The organism is Pseudomonas sp. IT-347P (assembly GCF_949768005.1).
GTDB lineage: Bacteria > Pseudomonadota > Gammaproteobacteria > Pseudomonadales > Pseudomonadaceae > Aquipseudomonas.
In genome coordinates, this window is sequence record NZ_CATKPQ010000033.1 from 556,953 (window position 1) to 575,833 (window position 18,881).

17 protein-coding genes and 2 pseudogenes are annotated in these 18,881 nt (G+C 57.7%); 11 read left to right on the forward strand and 8 right to left on the reverse strand.

Features of this window, described 5'->3' with window-relative positions:
- Positions 1-5: 5 nt before the first annotated feature.
- Positions 6-1,001, reverse strand: a complete 996-nt coding sequence (locus tag ACM6IV_RS15385) for an ArsR/SmtB family transcription factor (RefSeq protein ID WP_414870634.1) — start codon at positions 999-1,001, stop codon at positions 6-8.
- 259 nt (positions 1,002-1,260) lie between these two features.
- Here ACM6IV_RS15385 and tkt point away from each other — a divergent pair, with 259 nt between their 5' ends.
- The 6 genes from tkt to fba all read left to right on the forward strand — a co-directional run bounded on the left by tkt (position 1,261) and on the right by fba (position 7,630).
- A complete protein-coding gene (gene tkt / locus ACM6IV_RS15390) occupies positions 1,261-3,258 on the forward strand; it encodes a transketolase (RefSeq protein WP_414870635.1) in 1,998 nt (665 codons plus the stop codon).
- 180 nt (positions 3,259-3,438) lie between these two features.
- A complete protein-coding gene (epd, locus tag ACM6IV_RS15395; RefSeq protein WP_414870636.1) occupies positions 3,439-4,491 on the forward strand; it encodes an erythrose-4-phosphate dehydrogenase in 1,053 nt (350 codons plus the stop codon).
- A 12-nt stretch (positions 4,492-4,503) separates the two neighbouring features.
- Positions 4,504-5,667: a phosphoglycerate kinase gene (locus ACM6IV_RS15400; protein ID WP_414870637.1), complete on the forward strand. Its 1,164-nt coding sequence runs from the start codon at positions 4,504-4,506 to the stop codon at positions 5,665-5,667.
- Positions 5,668-5,701: 34 nt separating this feature from the next.
- Positions 5,702-5,923: a hypothetical protein gene (locus ACM6IV_RS15405; RefSeq protein ID WP_064119176.1), complete on the forward strand. Its 222-nt coding sequence runs from the start codon at positions 5,702-5,704 to the stop codon at positions 5,921-5,923.
- A 57-nt stretch (positions 5,924-5,980) separates the two neighbouring features.
- Positions 5,981-6,313: an MliC family protein gene (locus tag ACM6IV_RS15410; RefSeq protein ID WP_414870638.1), complete on the forward strand. Its 333-nt coding sequence runs from the start codon at positions 5,981-5,983 to the stop codon at positions 6,311-6,313.
- Between the two features lie 252 nt (positions 6,314-6,565).
- Complete coding sequence (gene fba, locus ACM6IV_RS15415) at positions 6,566-7,630, forward strand: class II fructose-bisphosphate aldolase (protein ID WP_007913760.1); 1,065 nt, start codon at positions 6,566-6,568, stop codon at positions 7,628-7,630.
- Positions 7,631-7,737: 107 nt separating this feature from the next.
- Here fba and ACM6IV_RS15420 read toward each other — a convergent pair whose 3' ends face one another.
- On the reverse strand, positions 7,738-8,100 hold the full coding sequence (locus tag ACM6IV_RS15420) for a hypothetical protein (RefSeq protein ID WP_414870639.1): 363 nt from the start codon (positions 8,098-8,100) through the stop codon (positions 7,738-7,740).
- Positions 8,101-8,443: 343 nt separating this feature from the next.
- Positions 8,444-8,820, reverse strand: a pseudogene (locus ACM6IV_RS15425) (IS4 family transposase); the annotation flags it as partial.
- Position 8,821: 1 nt separating this feature from the next.
- Here ACM6IV_RS15425 and ACM6IV_RS15430 point away from each other — a divergent pair.
- Positions 8,822-8,953: pseudogene (locus ACM6IV_RS15430) on the forward strand (fructose-1,6-bisphosphate aldolase); the annotation flags it as partial.
- A gap of 730 nt (positions 8,954-9,683) precedes the next feature.
- Here the strand turns inward: ACM6IV_RS15430 and ACM6IV_RS15435 are convergent.
- From ACM6IV_RS15435 to ACM6IV_RS15445, 3 genes are all read right to left on the reverse strand, one after another.
- A complete protein-coding gene (locus ACM6IV_RS15435; protein ID WP_186616169.1) occupies positions 9,684-9,935 on the reverse strand; it encodes a helix-turn-helix domain-containing protein in 252 nt (83 codons plus the stop codon).
- A 100-nt stretch (positions 9,936-10,035) separates the two neighbouring features.
- Positions 10,036-10,398, reverse strand: a complete 363-nt coding sequence (locus ACM6IV_RS15440; RefSeq protein ID WP_414870640.1) for a DUF6124 family protein — start codon at positions 10,396-10,398, stop codon at positions 10,036-10,038.
- 448 nt (positions 10,399-10,846) lie between these two features.
- Entirely contained in the window at positions 10,847-11,515 is a 669-nt protein-coding gene (locus ACM6IV_RS15445; protein ID WP_414870641.1) for a polysaccharide lyase family 7 protein, read from the reverse strand.
- Positions 11,516-11,834: 319 nt separating this feature from the next.
- Here ACM6IV_RS15445 and ACM6IV_RS15450 point away from each other — a divergent pair, with 319 nt between their 5' ends.
- The 3 genes from ACM6IV_RS15450 to ACM6IV_RS15460 are packed head-to-tail and all read left to right on the forward strand — an operon-like array spanning position 11,835 to position 14,818.
- Entirely contained in the window at positions 11,835-13,958 is a 2,124-nt protein-coding gene (locus tag ACM6IV_RS15450; protein ID WP_414870642.1) for a putative bifunctional diguanylate cyclase/phosphodiesterase, read from the forward strand.
- A gap of 44 nt (positions 13,959-14,002) precedes the next feature.
- Positions 14,003-14,497 carry a M48 family metallopeptidase gene (locus ACM6IV_RS15455; RefSeq protein ID WP_414870643.1) on the forward strand — a complete coding sequence of 165 codons (495 nt, stop codon included), beginning with the start codon at positions 14,003-14,005 and terminating at the stop codon, positions 14,495-14,497.
- Positions 14,498-14,521: 24 nt separating this feature from the next.
- A complete protein-coding gene (locus tag ACM6IV_RS15460; RefSeq protein WP_134787524.1) occupies positions 14,522-14,818 on the forward strand; it encodes a winged helix-turn-helix domain-containing protein in 297 nt (98 codons plus the stop codon).
- A 96-nt stretch (positions 14,819-14,914) separates the two neighbouring features.
- Here the strand turns inward: ACM6IV_RS15460 and ACM6IV_RS15465 are convergent, their stop codons facing one another.
- On the reverse strand, positions 14,915-15,367 hold the full coding sequence (locus ACM6IV_RS15465) for a GNAT family N-acetyltransferase (RefSeq protein WP_414870644.1): 453 nt from the start codon (positions 15,365-15,367) through the stop codon (positions 14,915-14,917).
- Positions 15,368-15,622: 255 nt separating this feature from the next.
- On the opposite strand from ACM6IV_RS15465, the gene ACM6IV_RS15470 reads away from it, so the two are divergent.
- The gene (locus ACM6IV_RS15470) at positions 15,623-16,360 is read left to right on the forward strand and encodes a substrate-binding periplasmic protein (protein WP_414870645.1); all 738 of its coding nucleotides are present in this window, start codon (positions 15,623-15,625) and stop codon (positions 16,358-16,360) included.
- A gap of 121 nt (positions 16,361-16,481) precedes the next feature.
- Here ACM6IV_RS15470 and yccS read toward each other — a convergent pair whose 3' ends face one another.
- Positions 16,482-18,674 carry a YccS family putative transporter gene (yccS, locus tag ACM6IV_RS15475; RefSeq protein ID WP_414870646.1) on the reverse strand — a complete coding sequence of 731 codons (2,193 nt, stop codon included), beginning with the start codon at positions 18,672-18,674 and terminating at the stop codon, positions 16,482-16,484.
- Positions 18,675-18,881 lie beyond the last annotated feature (207 nt).

Consider the following 18,881-nt stretch of genomic DNA (forward strand, 5'->3'; position numbering starts at 1 on the left):
TGAATTTACCGATGGTGAGTGTCGCCAGCCGGTCGCTGAAAGTGGCGAACCTGGATCTGGAAACCATTACGTAAGCCTACATAGAGGCTTTCCCCGGGAACGAGTCCCGCAGCGGTGGCCCAACGGGCCAAATCGTCCTGTTCAAACCCCAACCACAGATCACCGCAGGCCTCCCTGGCCCAACTCTGGTTGTGGCTACATAACTCTGTCACGAGCAGGCTACCGCCCGGTTGCAGCAGGTCGGCCATGTGCCTGAGCGCATCGGCCGGCGCGGCGAAATGGTGCAGCACCATGTTCAACACCACGCAATCGGCCGTAAGGCTGGTGCCATTCAATGCATCGGCCAATTGCAGACTGACGTTAGCCAACTGTTCACGTTCACATACCTGACGCGCCAGTTCGAGCATCGCCGGGCTGTTGTCCAGCGCGGTTACGGTGCCGAAGCGGCGGGCCAGTTCCGGCAGAAAAGCACCATCGCCGGGGCCGACTTCAATGGCCGTGGCTGCGCCATCGAAGTTCAGTTTGTCGAGCAGGGCCAACACGCTGTCACGGTACTGCGGCAAGCCTGCGATCAAGTCTTGCTGGGCACGGAATTTCTCCGCGACCCGGGCGAAAAAGTCCTGGCTGGCCGCGGCACGTTGGCCGTGAACCTGTTCGATGCGCGCTTGCACGTCGTCAGGCAGATCCAGGTTGTCGACTTCTTCTAACAATGCCGCGTGCAACTTGCCACCCAGCAGGTCGCTGTGGGGCAGGGCGCGGCGATAGAAAATCGCGTTGCCTTCGCGGCGCGTCGCCACCAGGTCAGCCTGGGCCAGCACCTTGAGATGGTGGCTCATGCCGGACTGGCCGATGCCGAAAATCTGCGCCAGTTCCAGCACGCCGAACGAATCGTTGGCCAGCGCGCGCAGTACATTCAGCCGCAGCGGATCACCGCCGGCCTTGCACAGGGCCGCCAGCTCGTCGCAATCGTCATGGCGAATGGAAGGCACGCGTAAGTTCATAGGGCTGGCAGTCTAGAGACGGGGACATAGCATCGCAAGGCCAATATCAAAAAGTTTTGATATTGCTCGATAAATGGCACTTCTCTCAAAACCGTCAACTCTACAAACCAATAGCGGAAAGGTTTCACCTGGCGAAACCACTGCTATCCATTGGAAAAACGCCCCCGGATGACTATCTGTCATTGCCCCGAGGCGCTCCGGTGAGGGAAAATGCCCTCCTTTTTTCCGTTTCAGTCTATTCACACCCAGGAGATCAGCGATGCCTAGCCGTCGTGAGCGTGCCAACGCCATTCGTGCCCTCAGCATGGATGCCGTGCAAAAAGCCAACAGCGGCCATCCCGGTGCCCCTATGGGTATGGCAGATATCGCCGAAGTGCTTTGGCGCGACTACCTCAAGCACAACCCGAGCAATCCATCGTTCGCCGACCGTGACCGCTTCGTGCTGTCCAACGGCCACGGCTCGATGTTGATCTACTCGCTGCTGCACCTGACCGGTTACGACCTGTCGATCGACGACCTCAAGCAGTTCCGTCAATTGCACAGCCGCACCCCGGGCCACCCGGAATTCGGTTACACCCCGGGCGTTGAAACCACTACCGGCCCATTGGGTCAGGGTCTGGCCAACGCCGTCGGTTTCGCCCTGGCAGAAAAAGTCCTGGGCGCGCAGTTCAACCGTCCTGGCCACGACATCGTTGACCACCACACCTACGTGTTCCTGGGTGATGGCTGCATGATGGAAGGCATTTCCCACGAAGTCGCTTCCCTGGCCGGTACTCTGGGCCTGGGCAAGCTGATCGCTTTCTACGATGACAACGGCATCTCCATCGACGGCGAAGTCGAAGGCTGGTTCACCGATGACACCCCTAAGCGTTTCGAAGCCTATAACTGGCAGGTAATCCGCAACGTCGACGGCCATGATCCGGAAGAGATCAAGACCGCCATCGAAACTGCGCGCAAGAGCGCTCAGCCGACCTTGATCTGCTGCAAGACCACCATCGGTTTCGGTTCGCCGAACAAGCAGGGCAAAGAAGACTGCCACGGCGCCCCGCTGGGTGACGCGGAAATCGCTCTGACCCGTCAGGCGTTGAACTGGAATTACGGCCCGTTCGAAATCCCGGCCGACATCTATGCCGAGTGGGATGCCAAGGAAAAAGGTCGTGCGGTGGAAGCCGAATGGGATCAGCGTTTCGCGGCCTACTCTGCAGCGTTCCCGAGCGAAGCCAACGAACTGGTGCGTCGTCTGAGCGGCGAGCTGCCGGCCGACTTCTCGGAAAAAGCTTCGGCGTACATCGCTGAAGTCGCGGCCAAAGGCGAAACCATCGCCAGCCGTAAAGCCAGCCAGAACACCCTGAACGCGTTCGGCCCATTGCTGCCGGAACTGCTCGGCGGCTCCGCTGACCTGGCCGGTTCCAACCTGACCCTGTGGAAAGGTTGCAAAGGCGTCAGCGCTGAAGATGCCAGCGGCAATTACATGTACTACGGCGTGCGCGAATTCGGCATGACCGCGATCATGAACGGCGTGACTCTGCACGGCGGTCTGGTGCCTTACGGCGCGACCTTCCTGATGTTCATGGAATACGCCCGTAACGCAGTGCGCATGTCCGCTCTGATGAAGAAGCGCGTTATCCATGTCTACACCCACGACTCCATCGGTCTGGGCGAAGACGGCCCGACGCACCAGCCGATCGAGCAACTGACCAGCCTGCGCACCACACCGAACCTCGACACCTGGCGTCCAGCCGATGCCGTGGAATCGGCCGTGGCCTGGAAAAACGCTCTGGAGCGCAAGGACGGCCCATCGGCGCTGATCTTCTCGCGCCAGAACCTGCAGCACCAGGAACGCGATGCCGGTCAGATTGCCGACATCAGCCGTGGCGGCTACGTGCTGAAGGACTGCGCAGGCGAGCCTGAGCTGATCCTGATCGCCACCGGTTCGGAAGTGGGTCTGGCGGTTCAGGCCTTCGACAAACTGACCGAGCAAGGTCGCAAGGTGCGTGTGGTGTCCATGCCGTGCACCAGCGTGTTCGACGCGCAGGACGCGGGCTACAAGCAATCGGTTCTGCCGTTGCAGGTCAGCGCACGTATCGCGATCGAAGCGGCTCACGCCGATTTCTGGTTCAAGTACGTGGGTCTGGAAGGTCGCGTGATTGGCATGACCACCTACGGCGAATCGGCACCGGCTTCGGCACTGTTCGAAGAGTTCGGCTTCACCCTGGAAAACATCCTGGGTCAGGCTGAAGAGCTGCTGGAAGACTGATCCAGGAGTCGCGTCGTCTGGACGGACGCCTTCGCGAGCAAGCCCGCTCCCACAGGGGGATTTGTTGTGTGACACAAACAGTGTTCACAACCCTGATCCAATGTGGGAGCGGGCTTGCTCGCGAAATCGGTGGCTCAGACACCACTGCAACAACGGATTCAAACGGTAATCGAGAACCCCATGCCTCAACCGCGTCCCTACAAAGTTGCACTCAACGGCTACGGCCGGATTGGTCGTTGCGTCTTGCGTGCGTTGTTTGAGCGAGGCGAGAAGGCCGGGTTTGAAATTGTCGCGATCAACGATCTGGCCGACATGGCCAGCATCGAATACCTGACACGCTTCGACTCCACCCACGGCCGTTTTCCGGGCGAAGTGCGAGTGGAAGGCGACTGTCTGCATATTAATGGCGACTGCGTGAAGGTCCTGCGCAGTGCCACCCCCGAAGGCATTGATTGGGCGTCGCTGGGCGTCGATCTGGTGCTTGAATGCTCTGGTGCCTATAACACCCGTGAAGACGGCCAGCGCTTTCTCGCTGCCGGCGCGCCACGCGTGTTGTTCTCGCAGCCGATGGCCAGCGAGGCGGATGTCGACGCAACCATCGTTTACGGCGTCAATCAGGACTGCCTGACCGGCGACGAACTGCTGGTGTCCAACGCCTCCTGCACCACCAACTGCGGCGTGCCGCTGTTGCGCCTGCTCGACAAGGCCATTGGCCTGGATTACGTGTCGATCACCACGATTCACTCGGCGATGAACGATCAGCCGGTGATCGACGCCTATCACCATGAAGACCTGCGCCGCACCCGTTCGGCGTTCCAGTCGGTGATCCCGGTGTCCACCGGTCTGGCGCGCGGTATCGAGCGCCTGCTGCCGGAACTTGCCGGGCGAATTCAGGCCAAAGCCGTACGCGTGCCGACGGTCAACGTGTCCTGCCTCGACATCACGATGCAGACTGCCACCGCGACCGACGCCAATGAGGTCAACCGGATCCTGCGCGAAGCCGCCACCCACGGCCCGCTCAAAGGTTTGCTGGCTTACACCGAGCTGCCGCACGCCAGTTGTGATTTCAACCATGACCCACATTCGGCCATCGTCGATGCCAGTCAGACCCGTGTTTCCGGCCCCAGGCTGGTGAACATCCTGGCCTGGTTCGACAACGAATGGGGTTTTGCCAACCGAATGCTGGACGTTGCAGAACACTATCTGCAAACAGCAACTTCAAAAAAACCGTAGGAAGTGCGACCCATGACCGTGTTGAAGATGTCCGACCTCGATCTGCAAGGTAAGCGCGTATTGATCCGCGAAGACCTCAACGTCCCAGTCAAGGACGGTGTTGTCAGCAGCGATGCGCGTATCCTGGCTTCGCTGCCGACCATCAAGCTGGCCCTGGAAAAAGGTGCGGCCGTGATGGTCTGCTCGCACCTTGGCCGTCCGACCGAAGGCGAGTTCTCTGCCGAGAACAGCCTCAAGCCAGTCGCTGACTACCTGAGCAAAGCACTGGGCCGCGAAGTGCCGCTGGTGGCTGATTACCTGGGCGGCGTTGACGTCAAGGCCGGCGACATCGTGCTGTTCGAAAACGTGCGCTTCAACAAAGGCGAGAAAAAGAACGCTGACGAACTGGCCCAGCAATACGCCGCCCTGTGTGACGTGTTCGTGATGGACGCTTTCGGCACCGCTCACCGCGCCGAAGGTTCGACCCACGGCGTAGCCAAATTCGCCAAAGTCGCTGCCGCAGGCCCGCTGCTGGCTGCTGAACTGGACGCGCTGGGCAAAGCCCTCGGCGCACCGGCCAAGCCGATGGCGGCCATTGTTGCTGGCTCCAAGGTCTCGACCAAACTTGACGTGCTCAACAGCCTGAGCCAGATCTGCGATCAACTGATCGTCGGCGGCGGCATCGCCAACACCTTCCTGGCGGCGGCCGGTCACCCGGTTGGCAAATCGCTGTACGAGCCGGACCTGCTCGACACCGCACGCGCCATCGCTGCCAAAGTCAGCGTGCCACTGCCGGTCGACGTCGTGGTTGCCAAAGAATTCGCTGAAACCGCCGAAGCCACGGTCAAGCTGATCGCTGACGTTGCTGCGGACGACATGATTCTGGACATCGGCCCGCAAACCGCAGCCAACTTCGCCGAACTGCTGAAGTCGTCGAAAACCATTCTGTGGAACGGTCCGGTCGGCGTCTTCGAATTCGACCAGTTCGGCAACGGCACCAAAGTGCTGGCCCAGGCCATCGCTGAAAGCTCGGCGTTCTCCATCGCTGGCGGTGGCGACACCCTGGCCGCGATCGATAAATATGGCGTGGCTGAGCAAATCTCCTACATTTCCACCGGTGGTGGCGCGTTCCTCGAATTCGTCGAAGGCAAAGTGCTGCCAGCCGTTGAAGTCCTGGAAAGCCGGGCCAAGGCCTGAGGCCGCCTGTTTGGCCAGGCAAAGGAGTGTTTACATGGTCAAGTCGTTAGCGCTGTTGTTGCTGACCGGTACCCTGGCGGCCTGCGGGAGTAACCCGAAGGCCGAAGCCACGCCGGCACCGAGCGAGTCGCAGAAGGGCTGTTATCAGGCCGACTGGCAGGCCGAAACCAACCCGGTGCTGAACAAGCGTTCCGGACCGGACGGCCTGGAGAAATACGAGACGCAAACCCCGGCCAAGGAACATGGTTGTCCTTGACGGGTCTGACTCTTTAACTCAGGGCTGGCGGCGTGCGTCGTCAGTCGAGGAACACGGATGAAAGGCTTGATCGTCATTGCGGCGTTGGCATTGTTGGGTGGTTGCGCGCAGTTGAACCTGTTTCAGTCGTCCGCCCCGGCGGATAACTGGACCACCTGGACCTGTGACAGCCAGGCCAAAGTGCTCTGGCGCTACGCCGATGCTGGCCAGAAGGAAGTCGACGTTCGACTGGGTGGCGGTGATCAGGTCTATCGCCTGAAAGAAGAGCCGGGCGCCTCGGGCACGTTGTACAGCGACGGCATGCTGGCGTTTCACGTCAAGGGTGACGAAGGCCTGGTGTACTGGGTCGCCACCAATGACTTGATTGGCCGCGGCTGCAAAGCCGAGTAATTGCAACACCGCAGGCCCAATGTAGGCCTTCGCCTGCTCGCGATAGCGGCCTGACAGTCGCTGCAATATTGACTGAAAGATTGCTATCGCGAGCAGGCTCACTCCTACAAGGGTTCTGCGCAGTTCTGAAGAATTGGCTTTATCGAATCACCAGACCGGGCCTCAACCCCCGATCTGCAATCACTTGAATAGCCGCCGCCGCTCCGGCAGGCTGGCACGATTAACGACCCTCAACCGGGAGAGACACACACAATGGCACTTATCAGCATGCGCCAGATGTTGGACCACGCAGCCGAATTCGGCTACGGCGTTCCAGCCTTCAACGTCAACAACCTTGAGCAGATGCGCGCCATCATGGAAGCCGCTGACAAGACTGACTCCCCGGTGATCGTTCAGGCTTCGGCCGGCGCCCGCAAATACGCCGGCGCGCCATTCCTGCGTCACCTGATCCTGGCCGCGATCGAAGAATTCCCGCACATCCCGGTGTGCATGCACCAGGACCACGGCACCAGCCCTGACGTCTGCCAGCGTTCGATTCAACTGGGCTTCAGCTCGGTAATGATGGACGGTTCGCTGGGCGAAGACGGCAAGACCCCGACCGACTACGACTACAACGTCCGCGTTACCCAACAGACCGTGGCCATGGCTCACGCCTGCGGCGTTTCGGTAGAAGGCGAGCTGGGCTGCCTGGGTTCGCTGGAAACCGGCATGGCCGGTGAAGAAGACGGCATCGGCGCCGAAGGCGTTCTGGATCACAGCCAGATGCTGACCGACCCGGAAGAAGCCGCTGACTTCGTCAAGCGCACCCAGGTCGATGCCCTGGCCATCGCCATCGGCACCAGCCACGGCGCCTACAAGTTCACCAAGCCACCTACCGGTGACGTGCTGGCGATCGACCGCATCAAGGAAATCCACAAACGCATCCCGAACACCCACCTGGTAATGCACGGTTCGTCGTCCGTTCCACAAGAGTGGCTGGCGATCATCAACCAGTACGGCGGCGACATCAAAGAAACCTACGGCGTACCGGTTGAAGAAATCGTTGAAGGCATCAAGTACGGCGTGCGCAAGGTCAACATCGACACCGACCTGCGTCTGGCGTCCACTGGTGCGATGCGTCGCCTGATGGCCACCAACCCGAGCGAATTCGACCCGCGTAAATTCTTCGGTGCGACTGTTACGGCGATGCGTGATGTGTGTATTGCTCGTTATGAAGCGTTTGGTACCGCGGGCAATGCTTCGAAGATCAAACCGATCTCGCTGGAAGCGATGTACCAGCGTTATCTGAAGGGTGAGTTGAACGCTAAGGTTAACTAAGCCTTCGAGTTGTAGATGCACTAAAAAACCGCCGTCGGGCGGTTTTTTAGTGCATTAGGAATGGTCAACTCAGTATCGGCACTCGCTGAGCTGTTTGGATATTTCGCCTACATTAAATTTCCGTTAACTATCAGTCCTGCAGTACCCCCCGACAAGTCCTTATAAAATGGCCATAGCGAAGTGGTCTCGGGGTTGGATTTTTCTTTTTTCCGACCGTTCCACTCCTCGAAGTCTGGACCATCGTTGTTGTATTTAGCCTCGAACGCCCAATTTGCGTCGGATGTTGAAAAGCTCAAATCAGTTTTCTTGGCTGCGTTGTTAAAATGAAATCCGCCGCTGATGTTTTCCTTGCCAGCAGCGGTGAGAAAAGTACCTGTAAAGCGACCAGTCGATTCATCCATGGTAGTGATTACAAGTTGATGGCCTTTCGGAAACGAGTTGTAAATACCTTTCATATTTGAATTGGACATTTGAAGCCCTCCGCTGAAAATTATTGAATTCAGTTCCTTTGAGTTGTACCTAAGGAACCGTTGGTGCGAGAACAGATTAGTTTTCAGTATTATTCGCTGTCACCTGTAATAAGTGACAGGTTTTTATATGCTTTTGAAATAACGATCTGCGCAATATGGTCTATAGAAAAAGGGGGGTTAGTAGAAAAAAGGCGACGATTTATTTATCAATTGCTACTAAGGACGTAACACCAAAAGTCCCGGCATCCGCCACCCTTCCAGTTGCAAGAGGTGCACAAGAGGCGACAGATTTATTTGAGCACCACAAAAAGGGACCACAAAATGGGACAGATTTGAATGGCACTTACTTAACATGTTTTGGGTGCCCGTTTTTTCTGACATCTGCCCTTGCTGACCGACGTGGATTGGTCAGCAAGGGGTAGGCTTGAGGTATTCGTTTTATGGCTTGCGGCTCGATACGACCAGGCCGATTTCCGACGCTCCTCTGAGCAATCAGCATCAATAAATTCAACAGGCCATCCGCTTCTTCGGGGCTGCCATATTGTCGCAGCGCCAGCTATAGCTGAAGGCTGTGTTTGAAGCTCAGTTCGCAAGGTAAACAGTCAGCTAACAGAGCTGATTGTGCCATCAGCATTCGGATCAGATTGTGAGCTAACAGATAGACCCATAACTCTTTACTGCCATGCCTGGGGGTTTGCAGCTTAACTTTCCTAAAGCAACAATGCGTGACGTGTGTATCGCTCGATATGAGGCGTTCGGTACTGCCGGTAATGCTTCGAAAATCAAACCGATCTCGCTGGAAGCGATGTATCAGCGTTATCTGAAGGGTGAGTTGAACGCTAAGGTTAATTAAGCGTTCGCAGGATTACCTGCGTTGTGAAAAACCCGCCGAGAGGCGGGTTTCTTGTTTAGCAAAACGCTCAGGTTAGGTTATCTTGAAAATTGCTGTATTAGACCAGTTGTTATTCTTGACTAAGCCGTTGACCATCTCGCTAACTACGGCGTTGTAGTTGCCTGGAGAGAGGGGAATGGTCGGAATTGTGAATAGACCATCACCGCGAGTTTCACCTTGTCCCAGATGCGCGCCTGATCAATTTTGTGCTACATAAATTTTAGTATTGGCTGGTCCCGTTCCATTTAAAATAGCTTGGTTGCCAACGACGGTGACGCTGTCAATCTTTGTTGTGGCCATTTCGAGATCCTTCCAGTGGAGAGTGATAAATAAATTCAAAACTTGCCATTCAATAACTTGTTGGCGTTAGAAACTATAAGTGTAAATATGGCTTCGGTAACCTGTAAAAAATCACAGCTTTTTATAACGCTTTGTGATTGACAAGGCATGAAAACTTATAAATCTGATCTATACGAGAGAAGAGAGAGGCGAGTTAGTAAATTTTTCAGTGAAAAGGGGCAAAGAATTATTAAATCTATTTTTGTCAGTTTTTTTGTAAGCGTCTGCACTATTTCACAGGTCGCCTCTAGAGCGTTGTGAAACCCGCATTACCGTGATGTGTTCAATTTCGTTCTGTGAAACGCGGACTGCCCATCAATAGATTAGAGAAGTCTGTCCCTTTTTTTCCCTTTCATTCGAATAAATCTCCAAGCTCTTCAAGGGTAGGCATCGTTGCTGGAACCACCGAGAGTTCGCAGTCCAAAGCAGCCAAAACGCGCGCGTAAGCGATCATGCCGACAGAAAGGGTGCCTTTCTCCACCGCGATGACTTTGTATCGCGTCAGTCCCGCCAGCTCGGCGAGCTGCGCCTGCGTCAGGCCACGATTTATACGTTTTTCACGTAATTGAATGCCGAGACGGGTAATTAAAAGAGAATAATCCATGTTGCGCTACCGTCACATTTTGATGTCAATGTAGCGTATGCGGAACATTTAATCTAATTGGCTCAAGAAGCCCGCGGTGAGGCGGGCTGTTTGTGGACGACTATTCCTTCAGTTCAACGTGATCCAGCGCCTGATTCACCGCCAATTCACCGAGCATGACCACTTGCGCGATGCCTAGCGCGGTCTTGCGGTGTGAGGTGTCGAGCATGGCGGCGAAGTTGTTGAGCATTTCGCTGGCTGAACCCAGGGTTTCGCTGGCGTTGGCCAGCAGGGATTCGGTGTTGTACTTCGGGTTGGCGAGGTACATGGGCTCGGGTTTGTGTGTGCTGGCCATGATGAAGGCGGACGGTTTGAGGTAATGGTCGAGGGCGCGCTCGGCGGCGTCGTTGAGTTTTTTGGAATCGAGGGATTCGTAAGGGGAGGCCGGGTCGGTGACCGGCGGGTGAGGCGTTGATTTGATCATGTTGCGTCTCCGGTAAATGGGGCCGACACCGGATCGCTACTAAACGAAGGGGTGGCAGCTGAACGCAGGTTAGTAGACCGGGGAGACGCGACCGGCGCACCCGAAGGCGCCCTGCGAACAGCTGCCATCAAGCGCGGGCTTGTGCCCGACTGATGGTGCTGATGCGCATCGCGTAACCACGGGCTACTAAACCCGATCACTGGAAATCAGTGACGCGAATCAAGTTACCGATGGCCCGCCAGGCGCACAAGCCGGCGGATTCTGGCGTAGTGGTAGGCAACGACGCAAGCTGTCGTAGGCATCCGGAAGTAACCGCTGACAGATCTAAACATCGCTGTTTAAAGGTAGGCGCTGCCGAAGGCTGCGATCTTTCGGTTTTGTCTTTTTAGCATCAAAAAACAGGATCAAAAGATCGCGGCCTGCGGCCGCTCCTGCAGGAGGACGCGGATTATTTGTCGTGATCGATATCGAGCTTGGAGAAGGTCACTTGGCCACCTTCGCTGGTGTATCCCGTGTTGTCCTGCACATAAACCCCAGCCTTGAAGTAAAGCGGCTTGTCACGCCACGTCGCGCTGATCTGTGAATCCCACTGATAACCCGCGGCACTCACACCCAACGCGCCGCCGGGGCTCAAGTGGATGAGGTAGTTGAATTCGCGATCCAGTTTGATTCCGGTGGCGAGGGTGATGACGCGGCTTTCCGCTTCGTCGGGGTGCATGCGCACTTTGATCACCAGATTGCCGGTCTGGGTTTTTTCTTTGTATTGGTATTCGAGTTTGACCATCGGCCGCTGACTTTCATACGCGTGAATCTGGCCGATGACGATCTTGCCGGAGCTGGGCACTTTGTTGACGGTGAGGGTCGCGCGCAGCAGGTTGTCGGCGTCCGGGTAGTACCAGTTGCGCAGGGTGCCGTTGCTGTAGGTTTCGCGCAGTTCGGTGCGCGGATAAATGGCGTTTTCGGTTTTTGACCCGGTAACCGGTGACCAGAAGAACAAGGTACCGGTATCGGAATGGAAGTATTGATCCTTGAAGCCGTTCACCAGTTTTTCGGTTTCGACGGTGTAGGGCGGACTGCCAACGGGAACGCTGAGGTTCCAGGTTGCGAGATCGATCATAACGGTGCTTCCACTCAGTTCATCCTGAACGCGGGTACCAGAAGCTCTAGCCCGCGCCTTTTGGGGCGGCCTTTATAAGCGTAGAGGGATTTTTTGTTAATGCCCGTTTGGCAGGTAATTGGCGTCAACATCCTGTCGAAATGCCATCTGTGCCGGTTTCCGGGGGCTTCAGCGCTGACCGTTAGTCGGCAAACTCACGCTTTGGTTAAATGATGGCCTGATGACAGCTTCTGCTTTTTCGGATCCACGACTAGAGTGAAGGCTCGATGTGTGTACGGTTTTACCGGAATCGCCCTGAAGTCCCGACAAGAGAAGCAGCATGGAATGCGCGCAACCCCCGCCAGGTGAAGGCAACTCTGTCCTTTTGATCGTTGATGATTACCCTGAAAATCTGATCAGCATGCGCGCGTTGCTGCAGCGTCAGGATTGGCACGTCCTCACCGCCGCCTCCGGTTTCGAAGCGCTCAATATTCTGCTCTCCCATGACGTCGATCTGGTGCTGCTGGATGTGCAGATGCCGGGCATGGACGGCTTTGAAGTGGCGCGGCTGATGCGCGGTAGCCAACGCACGCGCTTGACGCCGATTATCTTTCTGACCGCCAACGAGCAATCACAAGACGCCGTGATCAAGGGCTATGCCAGTGGCGCGGTGGATTACCTGTTCAAACCGTTCGACCCGCAGATTCTCAAGCCCAAAGTGCAGGCGTTGCTGGAGCATCAGCGCAATCGCCGCGCGTTGCAGCGTCTGAGTCATGATCTGGAAGTGGCGCGCGCCTTCAATGCCTCGGTGCTGGATAACGCTGCCGAGGGAATATTGGTGGTGGGCGAGGACGGTTTGATCCGTTTTGCCAACCCGGCGATTTCACGTTTGTTGAATGCGCCGGTGAAGGAGCTGGAAGGTAAGGAATTTCTCGATTATCTGCAGAAGCCGCACATCCCGGTGTGGGCCGATTCCGAGTTTTATGCCGGCTATCAACGCGGCGAAACCCTCAGACTGCACGATGCCTTGCTGCGCACCGCGCCCGGCCAGCAAGTGCCGGTGGCCCTGTCCTGTGCGGCGTTGCCCTCCGAACAACACGCGATGGTGGTGACCGTGCTGGACATGTCGGTGGTGCGCCACTTGCACCAGCAACTGGAGTTTCAAGCGGTGACCGATCCGCTGACCGGTTTGCTCAATCGTCGCGGGTTTTACCAGACCGTTGAAAACCTGCTGCTGCGCGGCGAGCGCAGCGACAGCAGTTGGGTGTTGCTCTATCTGGATCTCGACGGCTTCAAACGGGTCAACGATTCCCTCGGTCACGACGCCGGCGATCGGGTGTTGCGCTGGGTCTCCGAGCAACTGAAGGCGTGCCTGCGACCGTTCGACATTCTCGCGCGCATGGGCGGCGATGAATTCACCGCGCTGCTGGATCTGGAGTTTCCCGAGCAAGCGGCGAAGATTGCCGAAAAGCTCATTGAGCGGGTGTCGATCTGTCAGCAGATTGAGGGGTTGGACATCGCTCTCGGCGCCAGCATCGGCATCGCCACTTATCCGGATTGCGGCTCGAACCTCGACGGCTTGCTGCGCGCCTCTGACATTGCCATGTACGAGGCCAAACGCGCCGGACGTCAGCAATATCGTTTCTACGATCATGAAATGAATGGTCGGGCGCGCTCGCGGCTGATGCTCGAAGAGAGCGTGCGTGCCGCCATCGAAAATCGCGATTTCAATCTGGTCTATCAGCCGCAAGTGGCCATCGACACGGGGCAGATTCGTGGTTTTGAAGCTTTGCTGCGCTGGCAGCACCCGAGCGTCGGCGATGTGCCGCCGGGATTGTTCTTGCCGCTGCTGGAAGAGGCGCGGTTGATCAGTCGCCTCGGCAGCTGGATTTATCATCGTGGCGCCGGCCAGCGCAAAGCCTGGGAAACCCTGTTTGCCGAAGACCTGGTGCTCGGCGTAAGTTTGAGCAACACCCAGTTCAGCCTGCCGAATCTGGTCACCGAGCTGCGCCAGGTGATGGAGCGGCACGCCTTGCAGCCTCGGCAACTGGAGGTCGAGGTCACCGAAGAAGCGCTGATGCAGAATCCCGACGAAACCCGCAAACAGCTGCGTTTGCTGCGCAATCTCGGCGTGCGCGTGGCGCTGGATGATTTCGGTTCCGGGCCGTGTTCGCTGGCGCATCTGCGCGATCTGGAGCTGGACACGCTCAAGCTTGATCGCCATCTCATTGCGCGCTTGCCGGAATCCAAACGTGACGCCTCACTGGTCAGTACGGTGATCAGTCTGTGCAAACAATACGGCTTGCTGGTGATTGCCGAAGGGGTGGAAACCATCGAGCAATACCAATGGCTGCAAGCCCATGGCTGTGAATATGTGCAGGGTTTCCTCGTTGCGCGGCCATTGATGGCCGAGGATGCGGTCAGCTTCGCCGAACCGTTTGACTGGAGCGCGCTGGCCGGTTGAATTCGCTACACTGGCGGACCTTTTTCGAACCGTGTCGCTCGTCCATGACTGTGTTGAAGTACCTCCAGGCCTATCCCGCGCAATTACAGGATCAGGTGCGCCAATTGATCGCTGAAGGGCGTCTGGGTGAATACCTGAATCAGCGCTATTCGGGGCGGCACGACGTGCAGAGCGACAAGGCCTTGTACAGCTACGCGCTGGACCTGAAACAGGAATTCCTGCGCAACGCCCCGGCCATCGACAAGGTGCTGTTCGACAACCGCCTCGACCTGACCCACCGCGCCCTCGGTTTGCACACCACGGTTTCACGGGTTCAGGGCGGCAAGCTCAAGGCCAAGAAAGAGATTCGTATCGCCTCGTTGTTCAAGGATGCCGCGCCGGACTTTCTGAAAATGATCGTGGTGCATGAACTGGCGCACTTCAAGGAATCGGATCACAACAAGGCCTTCTATAAATTGTGCGAGCACATGCTGCCGGGGTATCACCAGGTCGAGTTTGACCTGCGCGTGTACCTGACGTGGCGCGATCTGCAGGCTTAACAGTAGGCAACCAGGAAGGTGTGGATGGACGTCAGCAAGACCAAAAGCAGTTTCTACCGCCGCTTGTATGTGGCGTACCTGATCGACAGCGGTCTGGCGCCGAGTGTGCCGGCACTGACCGAAGTGACCGGCATGCCGCGACGCACGGCGCAGGACACGATTGCCGCGTTGGCGGATCTGGATATCGTCTGTGAATTTGAGCAGGAAGAGGGCGCGCGCAATCATGCGGGGCGCTATCGGATTCGTGACTGGGGGGCGATTGATCGCGGGTGGATCGAGCGCAATTTGCGGCAGATCAAGGCTGTTCTGGAGTATCCCTGAAAGTTATTGGCCTGAGCTGACGCCTTCGCGAGCAAGCCCGCTCCCACAGGGGAATGCATTCCAAATGTGGGAGCGGGCTTGCTCGCGAAAGGGCCCTTAAGAACGACGCATCCCGATATGCGGAATGTCATCCTCCAGATATTCCTCGCCCGCCACCACGAACCCGTACTTGCCGTAATACCCCTGCAAATGCGCCTGCGCTGACAGATAGATCGGCACTTGCGGCCAATGCTTCTCGGCCTGTTTCAACGCCTGTTCCATCATTTCGTGGCCCAGCCCTTTGCCGCGCCCTTGCGGTGCGGTTATCACCCGGCCGATCACCACGTCACCGCCCTGGGATTCCGGATCCAGAAGCCGCAGGTACGCCATCAACTGGTCATTCTCCCACCCCATCAGATGGTAGGTGTCGCCTTCCAGATCCTGGCCGTCGAGGTCCGGGTAGGCGCATTTCTGTTCGACCACGAACACGTCGGAGCGCAGCTTCAATAGCGCGTACAGCTGTTCCTTGCCCAGATCACTGTGATGTTTGCAGACCCACTCGATTGTCATGTGCCGATTCCTTGAACGTGTCGCCCGATACTAAGCGCCTGCGGCAAAGATGTCTTTATGGCGTAAGAGTCTGTGACAAAGGTCAAAATGCCATCATTCCTTCCTCGCAGCCTCGGCGACTTTGTGTAATCTGCTGGAGAGCCCTGTGCACTGGCTGCAATGAGCTAATGTTAGGGCCTGGGTTTTGCCGGTAAGGGGCCTTGGGGTTTTGGCTGAAAACGTGCTGGGCGAAGTGCCCGCTAAGGATTTTCAAGCATGCCGCGTTTGCATCGAGCTTTTGCTTTGATCGGACTGCTCTTGCTGGCTCAGATCGCTGCAGCGGAGAAGCTGCGGCTGGTGTTTGATATCTGGCCACCCTTTACCGACGACACGCTGGTCAACGGCGGACTGGCCACCGATATTGTCAGCACCGCACTGGCCCGGGCCGGTTACGCCAGCAGTTATGAACAGGTGCCGTGGGCGCGGGCGCTGCTGGGGATTGGCGAGGGGCGTTACGATGTGTTGGTCAACGCCTGGTACAACGATGAGCGGACCAGGTTCGGTCAGTTTTCCGGGGAGTATTTGCTCAACCGCATTCGCTTTCTCAAACGTAAAGACACGCCGCTCGATTACTCCAATCTGCAGCAACTGCACACGTACCCGATTGCGGTGGTGCGCGGCTACGCCTATTCGGCACCGTTCGATGCCGACACGGCGTTGCAGAAAGTCCCTGTGCATAACTTCGCCATGGCCGTGCGCATGCTGGCGGCGGATCGGGTCAAGCTGACGCTGGAGGATGAGTATGTGGCGAAGTATTACCTGGCGCGGGAATCAGCCAAGGTGCGCAATTCGGTGGAGTTTCTGCCCAAGCCGTTGAGTGAGAACAGCCTGCACATTCTGGTGAGCCTGAAGAATCCGCAGCATGAGCAGATTGTCGCGGGGTTTGATAAGGCGATTGCGGCGATGAAGGCGGATGGGAGTTATGACAAGTTGCTTCGCCAGCATGGGATGTGAGGGCTGATCCAGAATCCTCTGTGTGGCTGATGGCCTCTTCGCGAGCAAGCTCGCTCCCACATTGGATTCGTGACCGACGCAGAACAAATGTGGGAGTGAGCTTGCTCGCGAAGGCGTCTTGTCAGCCAGCACTGACCTCACTGGTGTCCTTTATCAGGTGCGCCGCCAAGGTACGCAACGGCCCCAACTGCCGGCAGATCAACGCCAATTGCGTCTGCACCAACCGCTGCCCCTCATCGATCTCATCCGGCATCTGTTCCAGCTCATTGGCCAGTGCTTCTTCTTCGTCACTCTGAATCGCCACCGGCTGTTTGTTCGCCAGCCCTTGGGCGATTTCGTCGATGCTTGTCGCCAGTTTCACCCCGGCGCCATCAATCAAATGTTCACGCACATCGGCGGGTAACTGGGTTTCCCTGTGTGCGCCGAGTCCTGACAGATAGCTCAGCAACGTATGTGACAGCACCAGAAAACGGAAGCCGACATCCGCTTCCTTACGGAAATGCCCCGGTTCCATGAGCATGTTCGCCAGCGTCGTCGACAGCGCGGCATCGGCGTTGTGCGCGTTGCGTCGGGCCAGACGATAGGCGAGGTCATCGCTTTTACCAGCGGCGTATTGCTGCATGATCTGGCGCAGGTAGATGCTGTTGCAGGTCAGGGTGTTGGCCAGCACTTTGTTCAGGCGTCGGCCCTGCCAGTCCGGGAGGAAGAGGAATACCGTCAGACCGGCAATCAGGCTGCCCAGCAAGGTATCGAACAGCCGTGGCAGGAACAGTCCGTAACCGTCACCGACCTGGTTGAAGCAGAACAGCACCATGATGGTGATCGCCGCCGTCGCCAGGGTGTAGCGGGTGGTGCGGTTGGTAAAGAACACTACCCCGGCGGCGATCGCAAAGCACGATTGCACCAGCGGACTCGGGAACAGATCGAACAATGCCCACGCCACCGTCAGGCCGATGGCGGTGCCGAGAATCCGCTGACCGAGTTTGCGCCGCGTCGCGCCGTAGTTCGGCTGGCAGACAAACAGGGTGGTGAGGATGATCCAGTAACCCTGCGACGGGTGAATCAAATGCACCATGCCGTAGCCGATACTCAGCGCCAAAGGCAGGCGCAGGGCATGCCGGAACAGCAGCGAGGTCGGTGTCAGTTGCGTACGCAGACGTATCCAGACGTCCTTGAGGTTGCGCGGCGAACGGTCGAGCAGGCTGCTGTCGGTCGCGTCAGCCAAGGCATCGGGGTTGCTCGCGTCGCTGAGCAAACGGTCGAGGGTGCCGAGGTTGGCCGCCAGCGCGCGTAGCGAACGTAGCAACCCGCGCCACGCCGGGTTGCTCTGGATACGCAGATGTTCGAGGGAGGCGTCGAGATCGCTCAGGGCTTCGGCGAAACTGGCGTCGTAAATGAACGGCTGGCGCATCTGGATCGATTCGGCCAGTGCACGGCAGGCCTTGCCTTGTTGGCGTAACAGGCGCTGGCAGCGGAACAGCACGTCACTGTGGAAGAACGCATCGGCCAGCGCGTTGTACGGATAGTGCGAGGAGCTGGCGCGTTCGTGGATGTCTTGAGCAAGGAAGTACAGCTTCAGGTAGCGACTGACTTTCGAGCCGGGGCGGCCGTTGCCGACGCGGTGCAGGATGATTTCCTTGGCACTGTTCAGCGCCGCCACCACCCGGCCGTTTTGCTGGGCCAGTTCAAGTCGCCGGGCTTCAACGTCCATCTGCCGGATCGGCTCGAACAGCGATGATTTCAGCTTCAGGTAAAAGCCCAGTTCACGGAACAATCGCGCCAGGCTCTGCTGCACCGGCTGGTTGGAAAACAGCGCCTGCCACAGCACCGAGAGCAAGCCGTACCACGCTGCGCCGGCCACCAGCAGCATCGGTTCGTGCCAGAAATCGGTGACCGCGCCACCGCGCTGATCGACGCCGATCATCGTGTACACCGACAGGATCAACGTCGCCGAGGCAATCGCCCCATAACGCTCGCCGAGCGCACCGAGCATGGTCAGGCCGAAGCTGGCCAGCGCCAGGGCAATGGCAAACACGATGGGGTAAGGGAAGAGCAATTCCACTGACAGCGCGGCGATGCTGAAACACACCAGCGTCACGGCGAGGGCGTTGAGGCGGCCCTGCCAACTGTCGTCGGTTTCGGCCAGGGCGCTGGCGATAATCCCCAGGAACAACGGGATCAGCAGGCCCATTTCATCCTGATACCAACACAGCGCCATGCTGCCGGTCAGGGCGATGAACACCCGCACGCTGTAGCTGAATTTATCCAGCGCCCACAGGCGCCGCAAAGACTGACGAAACGAGGTCGAGGACATGAAGTGCGAAGGCCTTCCGAGGCGATGCCGCTAAATTGAGCCAGTAATGACGCCGACGCAATGGCGCCGATCACATCTGACAGCAAAAAGTGTTCCTTACTGCATCACACAGAACAAATGTGGGAGCGGGCTTGCTCGCGAATGCGGAGTGTCATTCAACATCATCGTTGATTGATAGATCGCATTCGCGAGCAAGCCCGCTCCCAC